At 69.2% G+C, this 20,058-nt stretch carries 21 protein-coding genes and 3 pseudogenes; 10 read left to right on the forward strand and 14 right to left on the reverse strand.

Going from position 1 to position 20,058, the window contains the following annotated elements; all coding sequences use genetic code 11:
- Window positions 1-3 precede the first annotated feature (3 nt).
- Entirely contained in the window at window positions 4-753 is a 750-nt protein-coding gene (locus MOV08_RS01125) for a maleylpyruvate isomerase family mycothiol-dependent enzyme (RefSeq protein WP_275305792.1), read from the forward strand.
- Between the two features lie 11 nt (window positions 754-764).
- Here MOV08_RS01125 and MOV08_RS01130 read toward each other — a convergent pair whose 3' ends face one another.
- Window positions 765-1,298, reverse strand: a complete 534-nt coding sequence (locus tag MOV08_RS01130; RefSeq protein ID WP_039628753.1) for an N-acetyltransferase — start codon at window positions 1,296-1,298, stop codon at window positions 765-767.
- Window positions 1,299-1,671: 373 nt separating this feature from the next.
- On the opposite strand from MOV08_RS01130, the gene MOV08_RS01135 reads away from it, so the two are divergent.
- Entirely contained in the window at window positions 1,672-2,436 is a 765-nt protein-coding gene (locus MOV08_RS01135) for an SDR family NAD(P)-dependent oxidoreductase (RefSeq protein ID WP_275305793.1), read from the forward strand.
- 90 nt (window positions 2,437-2,526) lie between these two features.
- Here MOV08_RS01135 and MOV08_RS01140 read toward each other — a convergent pair whose 3' ends face one another.
- From MOV08_RS01140 to MOV08_RS01155, 4 genes and pseudogenes are all read right to left on the reverse strand, one after another.
- Entirely contained in the window at window positions 2,527-2,775 is a 249-nt protein-coding gene (locus tag MOV08_RS01140) for a hypothetical protein (protein WP_275305794.1), read from the reverse strand.
- A gap of 378 nt (window positions 2,776-3,153) precedes the next feature.
- Entirely contained in the window at window positions 3,154-4,371 is a 1,218-nt protein-coding gene (locus MOV08_RS01145) for a cytochrome P450 (RefSeq protein ID WP_275305795.1), read from the reverse strand.
- A gap of 76 nt (window positions 4,372-4,447) precedes the next feature.
- On the reverse strand, window positions 4,448-5,560 hold the full coding sequence (locus MOV08_RS01150; RefSeq protein ID WP_338057122.1) for an acyltransferase family protein: 1,113 nt from the start codon (window positions 5,558-5,560) through the stop codon (window positions 4,448-4,450).
- Window positions 5,561-6,100: 540 nt separating this feature from the next.
- Window positions 6,101-6,295, reverse strand: a pseudogene (locus MOV08_RS01155) (DUF4232 domain-containing protein); the annotation flags it as partial.
- Between the two features lies 1 nt (window position 6,296).
- On the opposite strand from MOV08_RS01155, the pseudogene MOV08_RS01160 reads away from it, so the two are divergent.
- Window positions 6,297-6,524: pseudogene (locus tag MOV08_RS01160) on the forward strand (transcriptional regulator); the annotation flags it as partial.
- Window positions 6,525-6,766: 242 nt separating this feature from the next.
- Here the strand turns inward: MOV08_RS01160 and MOV08_RS01165 are convergent.
- Together MOV08_RS01165 and MOV08_RS01170 are read right to left on the reverse strand one after the other, a co-directional pair.
- Window positions 6,767-7,621 (reverse strand): hypothetical protein, encoded by an 855-nt coding sequence (locus MOV08_RS01165; RefSeq protein ID WP_275305797.1) that lies wholly within the window; start codon window positions 7,619-7,621, stop codon window positions 6,767-6,769.
- 157 nt (window positions 7,622-7,778) lie between these two features.
- Window positions 7,779-8,147 carry a DUF1330 domain-containing protein gene (locus MOV08_RS01170; protein WP_275305798.1) on the reverse strand — a complete coding sequence of 123 codons (369 nt, stop codon included), beginning with the start codon at window positions 8,145-8,147 and terminating at the stop codon, window positions 7,779-7,781.
- Between the two features lie 192 nt (window positions 8,148-8,339).
- Between MOV08_RS01170 and MOV08_RS01175 the strand changes: the two genes are divergently transcribed.
- Both MOV08_RS01175 and MOV08_RS01180 read left to right on the forward strand, forming a co-directional pair.
- The gene (locus MOV08_RS01175) at window positions 8,340-8,822 is read left to right on the forward strand and encodes a hypothetical protein (RefSeq protein ID WP_275305799.1); all 483 of its coding nucleotides are present in this window, start codon (window positions 8,340-8,342) and stop codon (window positions 8,820-8,822) included.
- 169 nt (window positions 8,823-8,991) lie between these two features.
- Window positions 8,992-9,621 carry a TIGR03086 family metal-binding protein gene (locus tag MOV08_RS01180; RefSeq protein WP_275305800.1) on the forward strand — a complete coding sequence of 210 codons (630 nt, stop codon included), beginning with the start codon at window positions 8,992-8,994 and terminating at the stop codon, window positions 9,619-9,621.
- Window positions 9,622-9,736: 115 nt separating this feature from the next.
- Here MOV08_RS01180 and MOV08_RS01185 read toward each other — a convergent pair whose 3' ends face one another.
- A complete protein-coding gene (locus MOV08_RS01185) occupies window positions 9,737-10,270 on the reverse strand; it encodes a VOC family protein (RefSeq protein ID WP_275305801.1) in 534 nt (177 codons plus the stop codon).
- A gap of 303 nt (window positions 10,271-10,573) precedes the next feature.
- On the opposite strand from MOV08_RS01185, the pseudogene MOV08_RS43995 reads away from it, so the two are divergent.
- Window positions 10,574-10,825, forward strand: a pseudogene (locus MOV08_RS43995) (class I SAM-dependent methyltransferase); the annotation flags it as partial.
- A gap of 183 nt (window positions 10,826-11,008) precedes the next feature.
- Window positions 11,009-11,842, forward strand: a complete 834-nt coding sequence (locus MOV08_RS01195; protein ID WP_275305803.1) for an alpha/beta fold hydrolase — start codon at window positions 11,009-11,011, stop codon at window positions 11,840-11,842.
- A 15-nt stretch (window positions 11,843-11,857) separates the two neighbouring features.
- Here MOV08_RS01195 and MOV08_RS01200 read toward each other — a convergent pair whose 3' ends face one another.
- Window positions 11,858-12,949, reverse strand: coding sequence for an FAD-dependent monooxygenase (locus MOV08_RS01200; protein ID WP_275305804.1), 1,092 nt, complete (start codon window positions 12,947-12,949; stop codon window positions 11,858-11,860).
- An 84-nt stretch (window positions 12,950-13,033) separates the two neighbouring features.
- On the opposite strand from MOV08_RS01200, the gene MOV08_RS01205 reads away from it, so the two are divergent.
- Window positions 13,034-13,525 carry a TetR/AcrR family transcriptional regulator gene (locus MOV08_RS01205; protein ID WP_039639882.1) on the forward strand — a complete coding sequence of 164 codons (492 nt, stop codon included), beginning with the start codon at window positions 13,034-13,036 and terminating at the stop codon, window positions 13,523-13,525.
- Window positions 13,526-13,583: 58 nt separating this feature from the next.
- Here MOV08_RS01205 and MOV08_RS01210 read toward each other — a convergent pair whose 3' ends face one another.
- Window positions 13,584-14,084 carry an SRPBCC family protein gene (locus tag MOV08_RS01210; protein ID WP_275305805.1) on the reverse strand — a complete coding sequence of 167 codons (501 nt, stop codon included), beginning with the start codon at window positions 14,082-14,084 and terminating at the stop codon, window positions 13,584-13,586.
- A 262-nt stretch (window positions 14,085-14,346) separates the two neighbouring features.
- The gene (locus tag MOV08_RS01215; RefSeq protein WP_039628778.1) at window positions 14,347-14,898 is read right to left on the reverse strand and encodes a helix-turn-helix domain-containing protein; all 552 of its coding nucleotides are present in this window, start codon (window positions 14,896-14,898) and stop codon (window positions 14,347-14,349) included.
- Window positions 14,899-14,960: 62 nt separating this feature from the next.
- On the opposite strand from MOV08_RS01215, the gene MOV08_RS01220 reads away from it, so the two are divergent.
- Window positions 14,961-15,827 carry an alpha/beta fold hydrolase gene (locus MOV08_RS01220; protein WP_275305806.1) on the forward strand — a complete coding sequence of 289 codons (867 nt, stop codon included), beginning with the start codon at window positions 14,961-14,963 and terminating at the stop codon, window positions 15,825-15,827.
- Window positions 15,828-16,372: 545 nt separating this feature from the next.
- Here the strand turns inward: MOV08_RS01220 and MOV08_RS01225 are convergent.
- The gene (locus MOV08_RS01225; protein ID WP_275305807.1) at window positions 16,373-17,257 is read right to left on the reverse strand and encodes a sigma-70 family RNA polymerase sigma factor; all 885 of its coding nucleotides are present in this window, start codon (window positions 17,255-17,257) and stop codon (window positions 16,373-16,375) included.
- 190 nt (window positions 17,258-17,447) lie between these two features.
- Window positions 17,448-17,843: a GNAT family N-acetyltransferase gene (locus MOV08_RS01230; protein ID WP_039628782.1), complete on the reverse strand. Its 396-nt coding sequence runs from the start codon at window positions 17,841-17,843 to the stop codon at window positions 17,448-17,450.
- A gap of 81 nt (window positions 17,844-17,924) precedes the next feature.
- On the opposite strand from MOV08_RS01230, the gene MOV08_RS01235 reads away from it, so the two are divergent.
- The gene (locus tag MOV08_RS01235) at window positions 17,925-18,473 is read left to right on the forward strand and encodes a YciI family protein (RefSeq protein ID WP_275305808.1); all 549 of its coding nucleotides are present in this window, start codon (window positions 17,925-17,927) and stop codon (window positions 18,471-18,473) included.
- A gap of 108 nt (window positions 18,474-18,581) precedes the next feature.
- On the opposite strand, the gene MOV08_RS01240 is transcribed toward MOV08_RS01235, so the two are convergent.
- Window positions 18,582-19,946 (reverse strand): ATP-grasp domain-containing protein, encoded by a 1,365-nt coding sequence (locus tag MOV08_RS01240; RefSeq protein WP_275305809.1) that lies wholly within the window; start codon window positions 19,944-19,946, stop codon window positions 18,582-18,584.
- Between the last annotated feature and the right edge of the window lie 112 nt (window positions 19,947-20,058).

The raw sequence follows: 20,058 nt of genomic DNA on the forward strand, positions 1-20,058 counted from the left end.
CCCGTGACCCACACCACCGACATCGACCGCGCCGGCATCACCGCTCTTCTCGACGACGTCCGCGCGTCCGCCGCGCGCCTGGCCACCACGCTCGATGCGTTGACCGACCACAAGGCCCGCGAACCCTCCGCGCTTCCCGCCTGGAGCCGCGGCCATGTCCTCACCCACCTCGCCCGCAGTGCCGATGCCTACCATTGGCTGCTGACGCTGGCCCGCACCGGCGTCGAGCCCGGGCCGCGTGTGGATGCCGCCACCCTGGACCGGGCGCTGCGCGAGGGCGCCGAGCGCGGCGCCACCGAACTCGTCGCCGACCTGCGTAGCAGTCTGAACTGCCTGTTCGACGAGGCGGGCGCCATGCCCGGCGGTCGCTGGCCCACCCTCGTCTCGGCCCTCGCGGGCTGGCGGCACCCCGCGTGGTTCACCCTCCACCGTGCCTGGCGCGAACTCGAAACCCACCATGTCGATCTGGACCTCGGTTACACCGCCGTCAACTGGCCTGCGCACTACGTCATTTGGGCACTCGATGAAACCGTCGCCGCCCTGGCCGCACGCGCCTTCCCTGTCGCCCGCGTCGAAGCCACCGATCTCGACCGTGCCTGGACCCTCGCCGCGACCGGACCCACCGTCACCGGTCCCGGCCACGCACTCCTCGCCTGGTTCTGTGGCCGCGGCTCCGACGCACTCCTCCGGTCGGATCGGCAGCTTCCCTCCCCACCGGCCTGGCCGCTCCCGCCAACACCCGGCTGGAGTTGAGCGGTACGCGCTCAGAGCAACACGGGCCCGTCGCCGGCGATCGCTCCCGCTCTCCGTTGGTAGAGCGCACCTGACCGGCGGTGCGGCAGATCGACGGTGCGGACCTTCAAGAACGCCTGGGCCTCGTAGTAGCGGCCAAGGTCGGCGTTGGTCTTCCAGACATCGACACGGAGCCAGCGCTTGCCGGCCCTCGCCGCTTGCCGCGACGCCCAGTTGAGCATCGCGCTGCCCAGGGAAACGCCTTGGGCGAGAGGGCGGGCGATCAGCCGGTGCACGTAGAGCGCCTCGTTCGGCGCATCGGCAGGTAGCCAGAATTCGGGATCGGCGCACTCGTCGGTGGTGATCGTCCCCAGGTAGGCGGCACCGCCGAGCACCACATGGGCGTTGCCCCGCTCGATGTCACGCACGATCGTTCCGCGGTTCGCCGGGTACTGCCACTGGTCGATTCCGCGGGAGCGGAGCCAGGCCGCCGCCTCGCCCCACATCGTGGCGATGGCGTCCGCCTCGGCGGCTCGGGCAGGCCGAAGCGTGAGGTGGTCAGGCATGCGTTGTCCTCGCCTCCAATTCGTAGCGTTGCGGGTTCCAATTGTCATCCATCGGCTTCGAGTTCACGCAAGAGATCACTGCTGGTGCGCAGGTGGCCGAGTGGCGGCCCGTGCCTCCTGGGCTCGGTAGCTGACCGGCACAGTCACCGCTTCATCGGTTCCGGATCCCGACCGCGCGCCAGACAGCTCCTGAGACGGGGCATGGGACCGTGATCGAGCATCGGGCGATGCCCTCGTACGTCGTGCGGCGAGTCGTCGCCCACGGTGCCCGTCCCACAGGGTCCGTCGGGCTACCCTGGACAACAACACGCAACTTAGGCAAGGCTAAGCTTGGTTGACCAAATGGCTCCGCGAACACCATCAAGGAGTGAGCATGGGAAACCTCAGTGGCAAGATCGCACTCGTCACCGGCAGCAGCCGAGGCATCGGTCGCGGCATCGCCGAACGCCTGGCCCGGGATGGCGCCCTGGTCGCCGTGCACTACGGCCGTAACGAGGCGGCTGCCGCGGAGACCGCCGCGGCCATCGCCGCGGCCGGCGGTCGGGCATTCATCGTGGGCGCCGAACTGGGCGTTCCCGACGACGTGGACACACTCATCGCGGGCCTGGAGGCCGGACTTCGCGCGCACGGGGAATCGTCGATCGACGTCCTGGTTCACAACGCGGGTCTCAACCACATGGGGCGACCGATCGAGGTCCTCACCCCTGAGGAGTTCGACCAGATGGTCGCGGTCAACGTCAAGGCACCGTTCTTCCTCACCCAGCGGCTGCTGCCACGGCTGCGCGACGGCGGCCGGATCATCAACATCTCCTCCGTCTCCACGCGCATCGCCTCGGCCCATGGCATCGGGTATCCGCTCACCAAGGGCGCGCTGGAGGTGTTCAGTCACACCCTGGCCAAGCATCTCGGCCCCCGTGGCATCACCGTCAATTCCGTCGCGGTCGGCTTCACTCACACCGACATGACCGCCGAAGTGCTGGCCGACCCGGCGAACGTGGAGCGCAACATCGGCCTGACCGCCCTCGGCCGGATCGGCCAGGTCCCGGACATCGCCGACGCAGTCGCCTTCCTGGCCTCCGACGACGCCCGCTGGATCACCGGTACCAAGCTCGACGTCACCGGCGGCGTCAACCTGTAGCAACGCCCAACGGGCCTTCCGGGCCGGGTGCCACGAGGTGGTGTCGGCCGGCCGGTGGGCCAGCGTCGTGCCTGGTTCCTTCCGGGGCCGTCAGCTGCTGAGACGGTCGCGGAGGAGGGGGATCACCTCGGCGGCGAAGCGGTCGAGGTACGGTGACGGGCCGCCCGGCAGCGGTGCCGCATCGGATGCGTGACGACCACGGAGATCGGCAGGCCGTCCCCAAGCACCTGCTCCAGTTGCCCGGTGATCATCGTGGGCGTCCCGTACAGCGCGCTCGTAGTATCCGGCGGCCTTGGAACGGCTGATCAGGGCGGCGCGTTCGAGGTCGTCGTCCAGCACGGTATGGAAGATGGCCCCGATCTTGACCTGCTCCGGATTCCGCCCCGCTTGGGTCGCCCCCTCAGGAGTTCTCCGGTCAGGGTGACCGCGTCGGCGAGGCGGGCCACGGTTGCGGGGCTTCGGCCCATCAGCCGGACGGCCGTGCCCCCGCGCCGTAGGTCAGCATGGTGCGGCCGGGGGGCATGCCTGCGACCGTGGCGATCGACGAGGCGATCACCGCGGGGTGGCGCCTCACCGGATTCACGATCAGCGGGCCGGGCCCGAGACCCGCCGCGCCCCGACCCACAGGGCAGGGCGCGGGAGCCGCGCATCACATGTGCATCACACGCACGTCGCGCCGGCGCACCGGCACATCTGCGCGCCGGCCCGGTCGGGTGCTCACCAGACGACCGGCATGCTCCGCAGGCCGTAGACGATGTCGTTGCGCTTGAACTCCGACGGCTCCAACGGCCTCGCCAGCCGCAGCCCGGGCACGCGCCGCAGCAGCGTGGTCAGCGCGACCTGCAACTGGATCCGGGCCAGCTGCTGACCGATGCACTGGTGCGCGCCGAAGCCGAACGCCAGATGTCTGCGGGCCTGCCGGCCGAGATCGATGGTGTCCGGGGCCGCGAACACGCTCTCGTCCCGGTTGCCGGAGGGGATCGCGGCGACCACCCACTCCCCCGCCTGCACCGTGGTGCCGCCGACGGTGACGTCCTCGGTGGCGTATCGGAACAGCCCGAACTGAATGACCGACACATAGCGCAGCAGTTCCTCCACCGCGGTGCCGGCCGCGTCCGGCGCGCCCAGCAGTGCCGCCCTGCGCTCCGGACTCTGCAACAGCGCCACTGTGCTCAGCGTCATCATGTTGGCGGTGGTCTCATGCCCGGCGACCAGCAGCAACACGCCGAGTGCGGTCAACTCCTGTACGGTCAGCGGCCGTTCGGTCGCGTTGCCGCGGGCGATCAGACGGCTCAGCAGGTCGTCCCGCGGCTCGACGAGCCGTTGCTCGATCAGCTCGCCGAGGTGGTGCTCCAGCCGCCGGCTGGCCGCGTCACGGGTGGCGGCGTCCGCCTCGAAGCCCATCAGGACCTCGCTGTCGCGTTGGAACGCCGCATGGTCGTCGTAGGGCACGCCGAGCAACTCGCAGATCACCAGCGAGGGGATCGGCAATGCGAAGTCCCGCACCAGGTCGGCGCTCGATCCGGCGAGCATCGCGTCGACCTGCTGGTCGGCGATCTTTTGGATGTACGGCCGCAGGGCCTCCATCCGCCGCACGGTGAACTCGCCGATCAGCAACCGCCGCAGCCGCGTGTGCTCCTCGCCGTCCAGCTGGATCATCGAGCCGGGTAACGGGTCGCGCATGTCGTAGGACGGCAACATGTGCATCGAGCCGGCGCCGCGGGAGCTCATCCGCGGATCCGCGAGCACGCTGCGGATGTCGTCGTACCGGCTGACCAGCCAGGCGTCCATCCCGGCCGGGCAGCTGACCGGCGTCACGGGCGCCTCAGCACGCAGCCGGGTGTAGGTCTCGTCGGGGTCGAAGGGGCGGGAATCCGGCCGGGTGACCGGAAATTCGGGGACTTCGGTGCCGCGGGAAACGCGGGTGTTCGTCATGTGGGACAGCTCCAGGCCGGCGGGAGGGACATGCATCACATCAAGGGGTCGCAGCAATCTGTCGAGTGGCGAAACGTCACTGCCCCTCGACCAGGTCGGGTGCTGCGATCGACTCGTCGCGCCTGCTGGTTGGGCGGCTGAAACGCCGGACTGCGGGGCGTTCGACCACCGTGTAGAGGACCGCCGCGAGGGCGATGCTGATCACGACGGTGAGCAGAATATGGATCAGTCTCGTCGACAGGGATGCGCTCATTTCCTGGCCCGTGGCGTGCACGCCATCGATCGGGCCGTACTGGATCACGAGGTAGTGCACCAGATAGAGGGCGAACGAAATCTCTCCCAGCCACACCATCATGCGGCCGCTCACAAGCGTTCGCGCGGCGCGCATATCGGCGCCGGCGCCTGCCGCTATCACCAGGGCGAGTGCGAACGCGGTCGGCCCTGCACAGAGGCGAAATACGCCCGGAAGGAGGGATTGGACCACCACACAGAGGATCGTGAGAATGAGTGCCGGCGCCGTGCCCAGGCGGATCCGTTTTCCCGTCATCACGATGCGGGCGATCAGGATGCCGAGCACGAATTCCAGCATCCTGGTGAAGGGAAGGCTGTAGGCGAACCAGGACTGCAGCTCCGGAATCGTCGGGTCCCACGAGGTGACCGGCTGCTCCGGCAACAGCAGGGCAATGAACGGGACAGCGACGATCGCCGCGCCGACGACCATCGCCCACGACCACAACCGCGAGGGGCGTATACGCCTGATGAAAGGGAACAGCCAGGGGAAGGCGAAATAGAAGACCATCTCACAGCCGAGGGTCCAACTCGGCACGTTGATGCCGGTCAGCCCACCCAGGGAATCAAAATGGGGAATCCAGGGCTCGATCAGCAGCAGCGTCGGGGTCGTGTTGATCACCATGATCGGTACGCCGGCGGCGGCCATCAACACCACGGTGGCCGCGAAAGTCGTCACATGGTTCGGCACAATCTTCACCAGGCGCCGACGCCAGAATAGTCGGGCGGTGTCATTCGGATCGGCGACCCAGGTGAGAATGAACCCGCTGAGTACGAAGAAGAAGGCCACTCCGACCGGACCGAGGGTCGTGAGCAGATTCGACAGGTCAGGGTGCGTCGTTCCGGCGATTTGACCGGCCAGATGCGAGACCAGCACGGCGAAGGCCGCGATGAACCGCATACCGGTCAGTGACGGAAGGCGACTCGGGTGAGCCGGCGGTTCCCACGTCTGCATAACCCTTGCCCTTCAGCTTTACGGCCCCTGTTTATAGCCCCTGAACCTGTCGATCTGAAAGTCAAAGGACTCCGGACAGAAGGATTTCGGCCTGCTCACCGCCCCCGCGGGACCCTGAAAAAGTCCCTCGACCGCACCGACCGGAAAGGGATCAGCCTCCGCACCGGTCGCAATCCGGCCAAACTCATCGATGTCCCCGCAAGGGCAACTTCCCAGGTCAACCGGCCATTTGAGACCGCCGGCCAGGGGCGGCGGGACGGAGAGTGTCCTGAGCAGGGGCAGAACCAGCCCGCGCATGGCTGGACTGGCCAAACATCGCACGGGGTGAACCGGGCGCCGGATGCCTCGGCAGCGGCTGCGCCGACGCTCTTGCCGCAGCTGAGGCGGGGTCGCCCACCCGAGAGCACCGGCCATCTACGGGAAACCGGTGGTGTGTTGGCCTGGTGGTGGGTGGCGGTGGGCGGGTGTGCCGTGTCGCCGGTGGTGTCACCAGCGGACTGCGTCATCCATCGACTGCTGCCAGTAGGTGACGTTGAGGGAGTCGTCGATGTAGACCCCCTTGGCGGGCAGTGCGGGGTGGGCAGCCGCGCCGACGCTCTCGTTGCCGGAGGGGCCGTGGAAGTAGACGGCCAGGGACTTCTCCGTCCTGCCGTGGGCGCCGCTGCCGTCGGTCGCCGACAGCTTCCCCTACAAGACCAGCGAGTCCGATCCGGAGGTCTTCTACGTCAGCGCCCACACCAAGGCGCACGACGTCCGCTGGGACCTCACCCTGGACTGGTCCAGCGGCGACCGCCACGGCACCGTGCACGTCAACGACAACGGCGCCCCGTTCCGCACCAGCGCCGACGCCGGACGCCCCGGCTACGACTACCCGCCGGGCGGCGGCGAATGGATCAGACGGGAGACATAGCCCGGTTGCCGGGCGCCGGGTGCGTGACCACCCGCGTGCTCGTTCCACACGAGCCCGCTGCGGTGCACGTCGCGCCGTACCACTGTCTGTCCCACCTCGAAGGCGCCCATCGACTTCCCCTTCCTCTCCCTCCTGGCCCGGGCCCTTGGCAGGCCGCCGCACCCATCCTGATGGATGCCCGGCGGCCGGCTGGCGGGCACGGGGCTCGGGCGGTCGGGCGGTCGGGCGGTCGGACGGAGTGGTCACCGTCTCATGGGCAGGGTGAGAAGCGGGGTGAGTTCCGCGTCGGTTGCCGGTCGGAGCGTCGCGAGGATCTGGCGGGCAGCAGGCAGGTCGGCGGGGTGGCCTGCGAGGGTGACGGTGTGGATCAGGCCGGCCTGACGCAGACGGAGTTCCTGCCGTTCATAGGGGCCTTTGTGAGTGATGAGTTGGCGGCCGTTGCCGTCGTCGGTGCACTGGATCGTTTCGCCGATCGGTACGGGGCAGCCGTTGGCGTCGGTGCGACGGGTGTCCTGACCCGGGTGTTCCACGGCCAGGTGGAGGCCAGGGGCGCCTGGTCGTTCGTACCCGGCGCCGAAGGTGTGCTCAGCGGCTCCGTTGATGCGCAGGGTGTAACCGGTGGGCGGTTCGCCGACGCGCAGGAGTGCCCGGTCCACGCGGTTGGCGGTGAGCCAGGCGTCGAGCGTGGGGGGTTGCGCGGCGGCCCAGGCGTCGTAGCCGATGCCGGCGGCCAGGGCGACGGTGACGCCCAGGGTTGCCAGCCGCGTGCGGGTGCTCGGGAGGAAGAACGCCGCGGCGAGCGCGTAGCACGCTCCGCCCCAAGGGAAGAGCAGAAGACTGTGACTGAGCCCACCCGATGACGGTTCCAGCGCCGCGGCTCCCATGGTGGCGACGGTCCCGAAGGCGTAGACGCCCGCTGCCCAGACCCAGCGACCGCGCTTCCGGCGGGCGAGCGGTGCGAACGGGGCGGCGGCAACGGCGAAGCCCGCGAGGAGGCTGACGACGAGAGCTGCCACGACGATGAAGACGGCGATCGCCACGAGCATGCTGTCGCCGAAGAACGCGACCAGGACGACCTGGAACTGGGCAGCGGTCAAGGCGCAGCCCACGGCTCCCACCGCGGCAAGATGGACGGCGATTCGCCACGCTTCGGTTTTTTTGACCATGTTTCATGATCACGCAGCACAGGCGGCGGCGGTTCCGTCCGGGCGGAATTGAGGTGCACGGCGCACCTCCGGCGGCGTTCCGTTCACCTCACGCCTCCGTGTCGTCACCGCCCGGCCGCGCCTCCCCCGCCCGAAGCTTCGCCGCGCGCTCGCGCGGGTCGTACCCGGGCCCAACGCCCTCGATCAGCAGCACGTCCCCCTCGATGTGATCGGTCCGAAGGCTCAGGATTTCCTGGTAGGCGGGGGACGCATACCAGGCATGCGCCGTGGCCAGGTCCGGAAACTCGATCAGCACCATGCTGCCGGGCCAGGCACCCTCCACCACCTCGGCCGGGGGACCGTGGATGACGAAGCGCCCGTGGAAGGGGTCGAGCGTGGCCTGGATACGCTCCAAGTATTCCAAGATGTCGGGGTGATGACGACGGCTGCGCAGATGCGCGAAGCCATATGCGGGCATGGCGGGTTCCTTTGCCGGTTGTCTGCGACCCCGTGGGGGATGACCGACTCGAAGGTAGCCGCGCGCTCCAACTCGCGGCGATTACCTCCGAGGTAAACCCATTACCGAAACCCACCACCGCTGCCGGAGCCCGGATGCGGTGCGGTGCGTGCGGTGCGGTGCGTGCGGTGCGGTGCGGTGCGGTCACAGGCTATGAGCGACGGGGTGGAGCGGCTCGTACAGTGGGAGTTCGGCCCCGCTGGGGAGCCGGATCGCCGTCAGTCTGCCCCAGCGCTGTTCGCTGACCGGGCGGGCGATCTCAACGCCCCGCTCGCGGAACTCGCGGAGCTGGGAATCGAGGTCATCGCACATCAGGTAGAACTCGTGCTGGGGCGGTCCCTCGGTCGGGTGCACGGCCACCTCTGCCGGGGGCAGCTTGAAGATGAGCCAGCCACCGCCTGCGTCGACGCCGCGAAAGCCGAGAACGTCACGGATGAAGGCACGGTCTGCCTCGGCATCCTGGCTGTGGAGGATGACATGCGCACCGCTGATCATGGCTGGCTCCTGCCCGTCGACGTGCTGGCGGTCGTGTCCATCGCATCCTGGCACGCCTGGCTGCGAGACGGCGCTCTGGCTGCGATGACACGACGCTTGAGTTGGCCGACGGTCGGGCACTGCGCCGATGGCGGGCTGTGAGGGCGAGCCCTGGACGCGCGGCGGGAGCACCACCCACCGATCAACACACCTACGATCGCCCCTCCCGATGAGCCAGTCGGCCCGATCGGCGCCGACACGGCGGTGCCGACATGGCAAGCGCTTCACCTCGTCGTCCGCTACCCGCCAGCCTCGACCGCCTACGGTCAGCATGCTGGATCGCATGACCAATGCTTTTGACGGGCTCGTCGATCGCTTCCTCCTGTCCAGCCGCGAGTTCGAGCGGAAGCTCCGATCCGTACGAGCCGAACAGTGGACCTGGCCGACCCCCTGCACGGAGTGGAATGTGCGGCAGTTGACCAACCATGTGGCGCGGGGGAACCGCAATTACCTGCGCCTGCTGCACGGTGGCGACAGCGCGGAGTTCCTGCGGCTACGGGACGTTGACGCGCTGGGTTCGGATCCGCTGGACGCCTACATCCGGTCCGTCCAGGAGTTGGCCCGGGCGTTTGGCCAGGCAGGCGCCCTGCAGCAGGTTCTGGACTATCCATTGGGCCCGGTGACCGGGCAGCAGGCACTTGCTGTGAGGACCACCGACACCACGGTCCACACTTGGGATCTCGCACGGGCCGTCGGCCTGGACGACGCTCTCGACGCCGGCCTCGTCATCTGGATCGATGAGCATCTGGAGGGCATCTATGCCGGCCTGGCGGAAACGCCCACCGCTGCTGAAACGACCCATCGGTTCTTCGCCGCCCCCGAGGGTGCGCTCACTCACGACGCCTCGCCCCAGACGCGTCTGCTGCACAGGATGGGAAGGCTGCCGGCATCCGGTCGCTGAGGTCGTGTACTGGCAGCCTCTTGTGCACCGGTGCAGCAGGTCATGAATGGTCGCACGGCCTCCTCCCAATGGGAGGTTGCAGCCCCCACCGCCACAGAACACCTCTCAGGCAGCATCAGTTTCGCTGCCGGTGCCGCTTTCGATTTCGGTGCCGGTGCCGGTGCCGGTGCCGGTCTGTTGCCGGAAGGCGTCGATCTCGTCGGGGCCGAAGATGCCGAGGATGTAGCCGTCGGGGTCGCGGAAGAAGAACGCGTCCGGTGCGGTCGTAGTTGGGGACGGTGTCCTTGACGACGTCGACGTGGGGGCGGATGCGTTCGACGGTGGCGTCGAAGTCGGCGGCGGTGAAGTAGCGGATGCCCGAGCAGCCGTTGGCTCGCTGCATGGCGGGCAGCAGCGCTCGTAGGCTGCTGTCGGTCTGGATCATCAGGGCGGGCTTGCCGTCGTGGGTGATGATCAGCAGTGGGTGTTCGGGGTTGAGCGGGCCGGTGTCCAGGACGCCGAAACCGAGCTTCTGGTAGAAGGCCGCGATGGCGAGCGGGTCCTTGACGGCCAGGCAGGGGGCGATCCCTCGACGAGCTTGGCGAAGACGGTCCGCTGTCCGGCGGGGTCGAGGTGAAACGGACGTCGCGCAGGGCCACGCGCCCGCCACCGATCGCGCTGTGCGACGGACAGCGCCGCCCCGCTCCGCTCGGCGGACGCGGCCCCGCCAGACACCTCGACGCTAGGAGCCCAACAGGTCGACGAATGTCCCAATGGGCGGTCGTCCCTCATCCGGTCGAGCCCGAACACCCCCTCGTACACGAGGCCGGGACGGCATCCGCATCTTTGTTGTTTCTGCCAGTACGAGGCTCTGTCGGGGTGCGGGAAGACTGCCCGCCAGAGGCCGCGGCGGGTCCCGGGGATCGGGAAGCCGGGGCCAGAGACATGACGAGGCAAACGGGAGGACCGCACGATGGGCGTGCAGCAGTACGACGAGATCGGTGAGGCGTTCGAGGGCTTCAAGTCCCTGCCGCTGGCGCACTACGCGGAGGTGCCCGGCTTCCTGGCCATGGTCGGGGACGTGCGCGGCAAGTCGGTCCTCGACCTGGCCTCCGGCACCGGCTTCTACAGCCGGGAGTTCAAGCGGCGTGGCGCCACGGAGGTGCTCGGAATCGACATATCCGGTGAAATGGTCTCCGTGGCACGGGAGTTGGAGGAGCGCGACGGCCCCCGCGCCTCGCCCGAACGGAGGCCGGGCCGTTCCCGGGCATGGGCCGAGTCCTCCGGAATTCCACGGCTCTCGGCCCCGAGACGAACGTCTCGTCGGCGATCCGCTCCTGGACCGGCACCCCCCCTCGCCAGTAAGGTGCAAAGTGCCGATTCGGTGATGACAGGAGAGGGGTAACCCGTGCGGGATTGGCAGTTGAGCCGGACCTTCGCAAGTCGTTCGGGCAAGGTGAGCTGGGAGGCGCTCGGCGATCCGTCGGCCCCACCGGTGGTGCTCCTGCACGGCACGCCCTTCTCCTCGTATGTCTGGCGTGCAGTCGCGCGGTCGCTGGCCCAGCGGTTTCGCGTGTTCGTGTGGGACATGCCCGGCTATGGATCGTCGGAGAAGCACGAAGGGCAGGACGTGTCGTTGGGCGCCCAGGGCCGGATCTTCCGGGACCTGCTGGACCACTGGGATCTGGCGGAACCTCTCGTCGTCGCGCATGACTTCGGCGGAGCTGTCGCGCTGCGCGCCCACCTGCTGCACGACGCGCGGTACCGTCGACTGGTCCTCGTGGATCCTGTCGCGCTGGCTCCATGGGGTTCACCGTTCTTCCGACTCGTCGGCGACCACAGCGAGGTGTTCGCACAGTTGCCGCCGGCCCTGCACAGGGCCCTGGTGCAGGAGTACATCGCCTCCGCGAGCCACCCGGGCCTGCACCCGGCGACGAGTGACAGGCTTGTCGCGCCGTGGCTGGGCGAACAAGGCCAACCCGCCTTCTACCGGCAGATCGCCCAGGCCGACCAGCGCTTCACCGACGAGATCCAGGATCGGTACGGGGAGATCGCCCTGCCCGTGCTGGTGTGCTGGGGCGAGGACGACACCTGGATCCCCGTGGCCAGGAGCCGGGAGCTCGCCTCCTCCATTCCCGGAGCCACCTTGCGGCTCATCCCCGGCGCCGGTCACCTGGTCCAGGAGGATGCCCCGGCCGAACTCACCGCGGCGGTACTGGACTTCCTCACAGTCAGCGGGTGAACGAGCCGACGCGCCTCAGCCACCGAACATCGCCGCGCCCTCTCGGCCCTTTGCCTGGTTCTCGGCGACATAGGGCCGCAGCTCCGCCTCGTATGCGGCGAACGCCGTCACGTGGTCGCCGCTCGCCTCAGCCAGCTGACGGGCCAGCGTGCGCGCGCCGATGAGCGCCTGTGAGGTGCCCATGCCGCTGGTGGGTGCAGCGCAGTACCCCGCGTCGCCGATCAACGCGATCCGGCCGTGCGACCACCGGTCCAGGTGGATCTGACTGGCGGAGGAGAAGTAGAAGTCATCCGCTGCCGTCATCGCCTCCAGGAGGCGGGGCGTCTCCCATGCGTTGCCGGCGAACGCCTCCCGCACCGCCTGCTCCTGCTCGTCCCGACTCCGCCGGTCCAGTGCGGGAGAGTCGGTGGCGAAGGACAGGCTGACCATCAGGCTCTTCGGGTCGGCGGCGCTGAACGCGTAGATCGCCGTGCCCTTGCCCTGCTGCAGCACTCCGCTGCGGTCGAGGCCGAGGTGGTTGGGCGCGGTGAATCCGGCCCCGGACATGCCCAGGTGCCGTATGACGTCGGAGTGCGGGCCGAAGGCGAGTCGGCGCACCTTCGAGTAGTTGCCGTCCGCGCCGATGACGAGGTCGAAGCGGCGGGACACGGCTCGCTCGAACCCGACCTCGACTCCGTTGTCGTCCTGGGCGAGAGCATTGATCGAGTCGTCGAACACGTACTCCACGTCGGCCGCGGTGAGCCGGTGCAGGATCCGGGTCAGTTCCCGCTTGGGCACTTCGAGCTCGCCGGCGAACACTTCGGCCGGCAACTGTCCGATCTCGGCCCCCGTCGCGTCCAACAGTGCGGTGCCGCGCATCTTCGTGTCCTGGCCGCGGACCTCGTCGAGGACGCCCATCTCCTGGAGTACATCGAACGCCGCGCCGCGGAAGTCGACCGCGTACCCGGTGTCCCGGAGATCAGGCGCACGCTCGACGACAGTCACCTCGTAACCGTCGCGGCGCAGGAAGTAGGCCAGGGCCGGCCCGGCCACGCTGGCACCCGAGATCAGGACCTTCCCCTTCTCCGCCTTCGTCGCCTTCGTCTTCGTGTTCGCGTTCGTCGTCATGGGCAGCACCATAGACGGGGCTTGCCCATTTGGTCAAACCATTTGGATAAACCAAATGGGCAACCGTCCGTTATGCTGTGCGGCATGGGAAACCGAGAAGATCTACTGGCCGGGGCCAAGCGGTGCCTGATCGAACGCGGCTGGGCACGCACCACCGTCCGGGACATCGCCTCAGCCGCCGGAGTCAGTCATGCCGCCATCGGCTACCACTTCGGCTCCAAGGACGCGCTGCTCACCCAGGCACTGGTGCAGGCGGTGGACGAACTCGGCGATGAACTGGCCTCACGCGCCCCGGCGGACAAGCCGGAAGAGCGCTGGCAGGCACTGATCGACAGCTTCACCACGCACCGGGCGCTGTGGGTGGCCCAACTAGAGGCCGCAGTGCAGGCCCAACGGTCACCGGAGGTGCGCGCGCACCTCGCCGAGGGGCAGCGTCAGGGACGCGAGGGACTGGGCGGCTCGGTACCGCTCGCGTTGCTGACCGGACTGATGCTGCAGTGGCTGGTGGACCCGGAACACGCACCGTCCGGCGCGGACGTGACCCACGAGCTTCGCTCGCTCGGCAACGGGATCTGACTCACCCGCCGCGACTCCCGGCCGCAAGCCACCCCGGCCGCCTCATGTCGCCCACAGCTCACGGGCGCGGGGAAGGCACCGCCTCCAGGTGGGCCTTGAGGCGTTCGAGCGTGGTGCCGATGTGGGCACCGTTGGCCCCCATGCGGTTGCGCACACCGGTGACGAGGATGGCGACGGGGACGAACCACAGGGGCACCCGTATCCAGTTGGTCTCGGTGATGGCGCAGCCCTGTTCGGCGGGCGCTATGTCATATTGCCAACGCGAGATGGGCACATCGAGCGGTGTCACGGTCACCTCGTAGGCGAAGCGCTGCGTGGCGGCGGCGTCGGTGACACGGCAGCGGGTGGCCCAACGGCGCAGACCGTTGCGGTTCCAGCCTTGGAAGCGCGCACCGACCACGGCATGGGTGCCACCGTCCAGCCAGCGGGCGCGGTACGTCTCCTCGGCGAAGCGCGCCATGGCCGTCGGGTCGCTGATGACCGCGTACGCCTGGGCCGCGGTGGCGTGGATCGTGACGGACCCGGTGGCGGCGGGCTCGGGGAAGCGCGGAATTCTCATCGGGCGTCTCTTTCGCTGAGGTGATCGGTGACTACATCAGTGAACGAGACGCCCGTCAACACCCTTGAGGCGACCGGGCAGGTTCAAGCCCCCTGTAGGTAGGCCGGTTTGGCGAAACCCGTGCCCATGCGACCCGAGCGGACACGGGCGCGGACATCACCGAGTCCCCCATGCTCGTCTCGTGAGGGCCGCTCCTCAGACCGCCCCCTCAGACCGCTGCCCCCTCAGACCGCTGCCCGAGGTCGCTGCCTGAGGTCGCCCTTCAAGACTCCTCCGCGTCCGGGCGTGGGCGCTCGGCCGGGAAGAAGATCCGGCTGAGGAGGTACGGAGCGCGGCCCGGCGCTGGCTGGTTGGCGAGCAGGGGCCCCAGGATTTCCAGCATCTTGTGGTTCATCTCGGCGAGTTCGTCCTGGCTGAGCCAGAGCGTGCCCTGGCGATAGGCGACCGCATCGGCGACCGGGGCCGCGCCGGGCCGGTCGAGATAGGCGTTGAACTCTGCGATCAGCACGGCCATGGCGGCGGCGAAGCCCCGGCGATGGTCGTCCAGCGACATCGCGGACGCCGCGTCGGCGTCGATGACCGGGCGGTCCCGGCGGAGCCGGTAGTGACGCTCGACGGCACCGCGTACCCGCTGCTCCTCGACCAGTTCCAGGAAGCCCGCCTCGGCGAGCAGGGCGACATGCCGATACATGGTCACCTTCGGCACCTCGGGCATGCGCTCTCGCAGCTGAGAGGTGGTCAGCACACGCTCTCCGGCGAGGGCGTGCAGCACGCGCAGGCGCACGGGGTGGAGGAGTAGTTCGGTAGCGTCCATGGCTGTACTGTTTCATGATCGGTACCATTACCGAAATTGGAAACAGTTGAGGGGAGGGGCGTATGCGCCAGGCAGAGGGGCGGACGGTCCAGGTGAACGGCCGGTCCGTCCATGTCGAGGAGTCGGGCAGCGGGCCGGACTGGGTGGTCTTCGAAGCGGGCCAGGGCCTGGGGCGCACCTGCTGGGATTCGGTGGTGCCGCTGCTCGCGGGGCGGGCACGACTGGTGGCGTACGACCGCGCCGGATTCGGCCGCAGCGGGCGGACGACGGCACAGCTGGGTATCGACGACCTTGCCGCGGACCTGGTCGCGCTGGTCGAGGCGGTCGTCCCCGACCGGTGTGTGCTCGTCGCGCACAGCATGGGCGGGCTGGTCGCCCGGCGCGCGGTGGAGAGGCTGGGGCCGCGGCTGCGGGGGTTGGTGCTGCTCGATCCGACGCCGGAGACCGCGCCCGCGTACGACACGTTCGATCAGACCGTCGGAAGGGTCGACCGCGCAATGGGGGTGTCGCAGGCGCTGGTTCGGTTCCGCCCGTTGGCTCGTATGGCCAGCGGACATGTCCGCCGCGTCTTCCCTGCGGACACCTACGCGACCATGCTCGCCGAGGACTTCGTCCCGGACGGCATCGCGCAGACGCGGAAGGAGCTCAAGGCCGTGGCGGCGGCCATTCCACAGTTCCGCTCCGAGCCGCCCGGGCTCCCTGAGTGCCCCACGGTCCTGCTCTCGGCGTCCCGCCCCGCAAGGGGCCGGGAACAGCAGCATGCCGCTCTCGCCGAACATCAGCGACGTTGGGTCGAGACGCTGCCGGACGGGCGGTTCGAGGCGGTCGACTCGGGCCATTTCGTCCAGGCCGAACAGCCGGCGATCGTTGCGGACCGGATCGGGCACTTCCTCGACCGCGCTCCGGACCGACACGCACGATCGGCCTGACGACGCCGCCGGATAAAGGTCTCACGGCCCCCTTAAGGCAAACCCAGGTTCCGGATCCCGGCGAGCCGCCGCGGGAGCGGAAGCGCTTGAGATCCGGAAGTCGGCCCTGGAGCGGCGGCTGTTGCTTGTCGAGGGTGTGCCTGAGTAGCGGCATCGGCGGATGGCCCGAGTCCGCGTCGCCGCAGAACCGCCGTTGGCCTCCGCCTCCCGGCCCACTGCGACAGGCCCGGCCCGCCTTCGTACCGCCTCAACCCCTTCCCGCGGCAGTGGTGTTGACCGGGTGGGTGGGGTGAGGGACGAGTAGCCGACGCACGGCGTATCGCACGTGACCCGTGTGGGAATCGGGATTCAGGGCATGCGTACGGATACCCCGGCCGGGCTCTCCCGTCCCGGCCGGGGGCTTGTCCATCGACGCTGTTCACGAGGTTGCGCAGCCGGCCCGTGCAACAACGACTCGGAGGCACCCGCGCCTCGTCGAGTCCCACGTGGCACAGGCACGGCAACGCTCGCTTCCCACTGCCGTGGTCCTCATCGACCGGCCCTGCTCAGACGGTCAGGCCGAGCGCGGCCAGGCGGTCCGGATCGGTGAGGATGTCGAGGCCGATGATGCGACCGTCCCGGATGGTGAACGACATGACGGACAGCGCTCGGCCTTCGGCGAACGAGACCACGCCGGGCGTGCCGTTGACCAGCGCCAGATGCGCGTTCGCCGCGAAGCGGGCGAAGGTGATCGCCTGGGACGCCACGTCGGAGGCGCCGCGCCGCACGATGCTCGGGACGAGCGTGCCGCCGTCGGAGCGCGCGACCACGGCGGGATCGAGGACGGCCAGGAGCGCCTCGAAGTCGCCGCCGCGGGAGGCGGTCAGAAAGGCGTCCACAACGTCGCGTTTACGGGCGTTGTCCATGTCGGCCGCCGGGGTGGCGCCCTGGACCCGGCGACGGGCGCGGCTGGCGAGTTGCCGGGTGGAGACGGTGGTGCGACCGAGGATGGCGGCGATCTCGTCGAAGGGCACGTCGAACATGTCGTGCAGGACGAAGGCGAGCCGCTCGGCCGGGGACAGGGTCTCCAGTACGACCATGAGGGCGATGCCCACCGCGTCCGCGACCAGAACCTCCCGCTCAGGGTCGACGCGGCCGAGTTGGGTGACCACGGGGTCCGGCAGCCGGACCGGCCCGTCCTGCTCGGGCAGCGGATCCTCACGCCGGGAGGTGCGCGAGCGCAGCATGTCCAGGCACACCCGGCCGACGACCGTGGTGAGCCATGCCCCCAGGTTCTTCACCTCGCCCACATCGGTGCGACCGAGCTTGAGCCATGTCTCCTGGACGGCGTCCTCCGCCTCGGCCAGCGACCCCAGCATCCGGTAGGCCACCGCCCGCAGTCCCGACCGCTCCGCCTCGAAACGGTCGGCCAGAAAATTCTCTTCGCTCACCTGTCACACCCCCGTGTCGGGATCCGTCGGTCCAGTGACAGACGCTAACCGATCACGGCCACGAGGAGAGCATCAGGTGAACCCCACGGCCGGCATCGCAGCTACCGTCGCAACTGGCACCGCTGCCGCCGCTGCGACGGCCACTGCGAGGATCCGGAACTCCACCAACAGCACGCCCTCGGGCCCTGCGCTACAGGGCGATCAGTCCAGCCGTCGTCCGCGTGAAGCCGCAGGCATCGAAGTAGAACGCACGCAGGTGGTCCTCGAAGTCGACGTGCAGCCACGCGCACTGCGCGGCACGGGCTTCTTCGGCCGCGATCGCAACGAGTCCGGCACCGATGCCATGTGACCGGCGGTCCCGGGCGACCACCGTGTCCAGGAGGAAGGCATGGACCCCGCCGTCCCAGGCGACGTTGACGAAGCCGATCAGCGAGCCGTCCTCCCGAGCGCAGACCCAGCCGAGGCTGTGGCGCTCAAGTCGGGTTCGCCAGTCCGTCTGTGCGACCGGGGAGCCGAAGCCATCGGCGTGCAGTGCGTTGAGAGAAGCGTTGTCGACGTCGCCTCGCCACTCGTATCTGATCGCCACGCTCCGATCGTACGCCCCAACCGATGCCGGTGCGCCGCCGGTTCGCTCGACGCCGCCACCGCCTTCAAGGGATCATTGAGCATGGAATTTCTCTGTTACCACCGCGATCGGCCCGACTCCCTGCCGCTGCGCGACGAACTGTTGGAAGCGCACTGGTCCTACGTGGACCAGTACGCGAAGGAGATGATTGCCCGGGGCCCGACGTTCGCCGATGACGGCGACGCGCCCACCGGAAGCGTGCACATCGTCGACCTGCCCGATCCCGCTGCTGCCCGTGCGTTCGCCTTCGACGAGCCGAACTACCAGGCCGGCGTCTACCGGGACGTACTGCTGCGACGGTGGCGCAACACCCTGGGGCGCACCATGTGGGACTTCCCCGGCGGCCGGACCGGCGGCAACCGGTACCTGGTGCTCGGCCTGGGTTCGGGGCAGCCCGTCGATCTGGCGGTGCCGCCCGGCCGAGACGAACTGATCGCTTACGGGCCGCTGCTGTCCGACGACGGCACCGCCTGGCTGGGCACGGCGGCACTGCTCCGGGCACCGGACCCGGACACGGCACGCGCCGTCCTGACACCGGACCGGTACGCCGACATCGAAGTGCACGACTGGGAGTTCGGAGGGCGGTCGTAGCTCTCGCCGTGTCGCACGCCCGGCGCTCTCCACGGCGCGCTAAGTCACGTCTTGGTGCGGGCTCCTGACCTGCCCGGCATGCACCGCGCCGGTACGGCAGATCGTCTTCTACGGTGTGACGACCTCGACGCCGAACAGCGCTGTCACCGCTGACAGCGCCTCCCGTCCGCGCGTGGTGAGCGTGCGTCCGTCCGCGGTGGTCAGTGGTCGGCGGCTGATCAGACGGGCGAGGGAGGCGCTGGGGGCCAGGACGGTCGCCGGGCGGGGAAGGTGGATGAGGACGATCTCGTCCGCGCCGCATTCCCACAGGCCGTAGCTCTCGCCCCGCCAGACGGCCTCGCCGGCGCCGTTGATCGCGTATCGGCCGCTGCGGGGCGCTCGGGTCACCCGGGACGGAGGGCCGGTGTGACGCACAGTCAGTTGCACGGCATCGCCCGCATCGGGCAGGTGAGGGCCCGCAGTGCTGTGACCGTGTTGTTCCAGGACGTGCCGTAGTTGCGTGGGGAGGAGTCCGGCAGCCAGTTCCAGTTCACCGAGCAGCCAAGTGGAGCTCTGCATACGGCAGTTGATCTCCAGTACGAGGACCTGGTGGTCACCCGTGATCACCAGGTCCACGCCGAACGTGCCCCGATATCCCAGGCGCGCGAGGGCGTGCCCGATCCGCTCCACGGCAGTTCGGGCCTGCGATTGAGCGGCGGGTGGCAGCGCGCGCACGGCGCCGAAGTCGCAGCCGGAGTAGGCCCCGAAGGCGGCCCCGACGCCCTGGAGGTTGGTGAGCTGCACCGACGCGGGCAGTACGCAGACGGCGCGGTGGGAACCGACCAGGCCGTGGTGGTTGATGGCGGTTCCTTCGACGTATCGGCTGACCAGCCAGGGGCCGCCCGGCGGGATCCGGCCGAGATCCCGCTCGTCGCGCACCAGATGGGTACCGTGCCCGCCCGTACCCCGCGGCTGCTGCACCACGAACGGCGAGCCGAATCGCCGGCGCAGGGACACGTGGTCGAGACGGTCCACGACGGTGTCCGAGGGGGTTTCCAGGCACAGGGACCGCAGCCACGGCCGCATCCGGGTCTTGTCCACCAGGCAGTCGGGCTGTGGCGGTACCTGTGGCGCCTGGACACACAGGCCGGCGCCGGCGAGCTCCGCGCGCCACTCCGGCCACCACTGGCCGTACGAGGCGAGCGCCATCCGGCGACCACGCCAGCGCCGGGCGAGTGCCTCCCCCGCCCGGGGCAGCAGGTGCCGCAGATCGCTGCGACCCCCTGCGTCGTCGCGCACCCGGGTGCGTTCCTCGGCCGAGAGACACTCGACGCCGAAGCGGCCCGCCCACCCCTGATCTTCCTGTTGGCCGCTGACCAGTACGGAGAGGCATCCCGTTCGCAACAGCGGCAAGAACAGGAACGGTCGGGGGGTGAATCCGAAGGCGTTGGCACTCCGTAAGACGGCGCACGCCTCGTCCAGTGAGGTGACCACCCGACGATTATCCTTGCCGAGCGTCGATTCCCCACTCCCCACACTCCTGGCCCGCTTCCTCCGCTCGTACGTGGAAGACCCGGCGTCAACCTCCCCGGCTGCCGTCTCTCGG

This window comes from Streptomyces yunnanensis (genome assembly GCF_029011865.1).
Lineage (GTDB): Bacteria > Actinomycetota > Actinomycetes > Streptomycetales > Streptomycetaceae > Streptomyces > Streptomyces yunnanensis.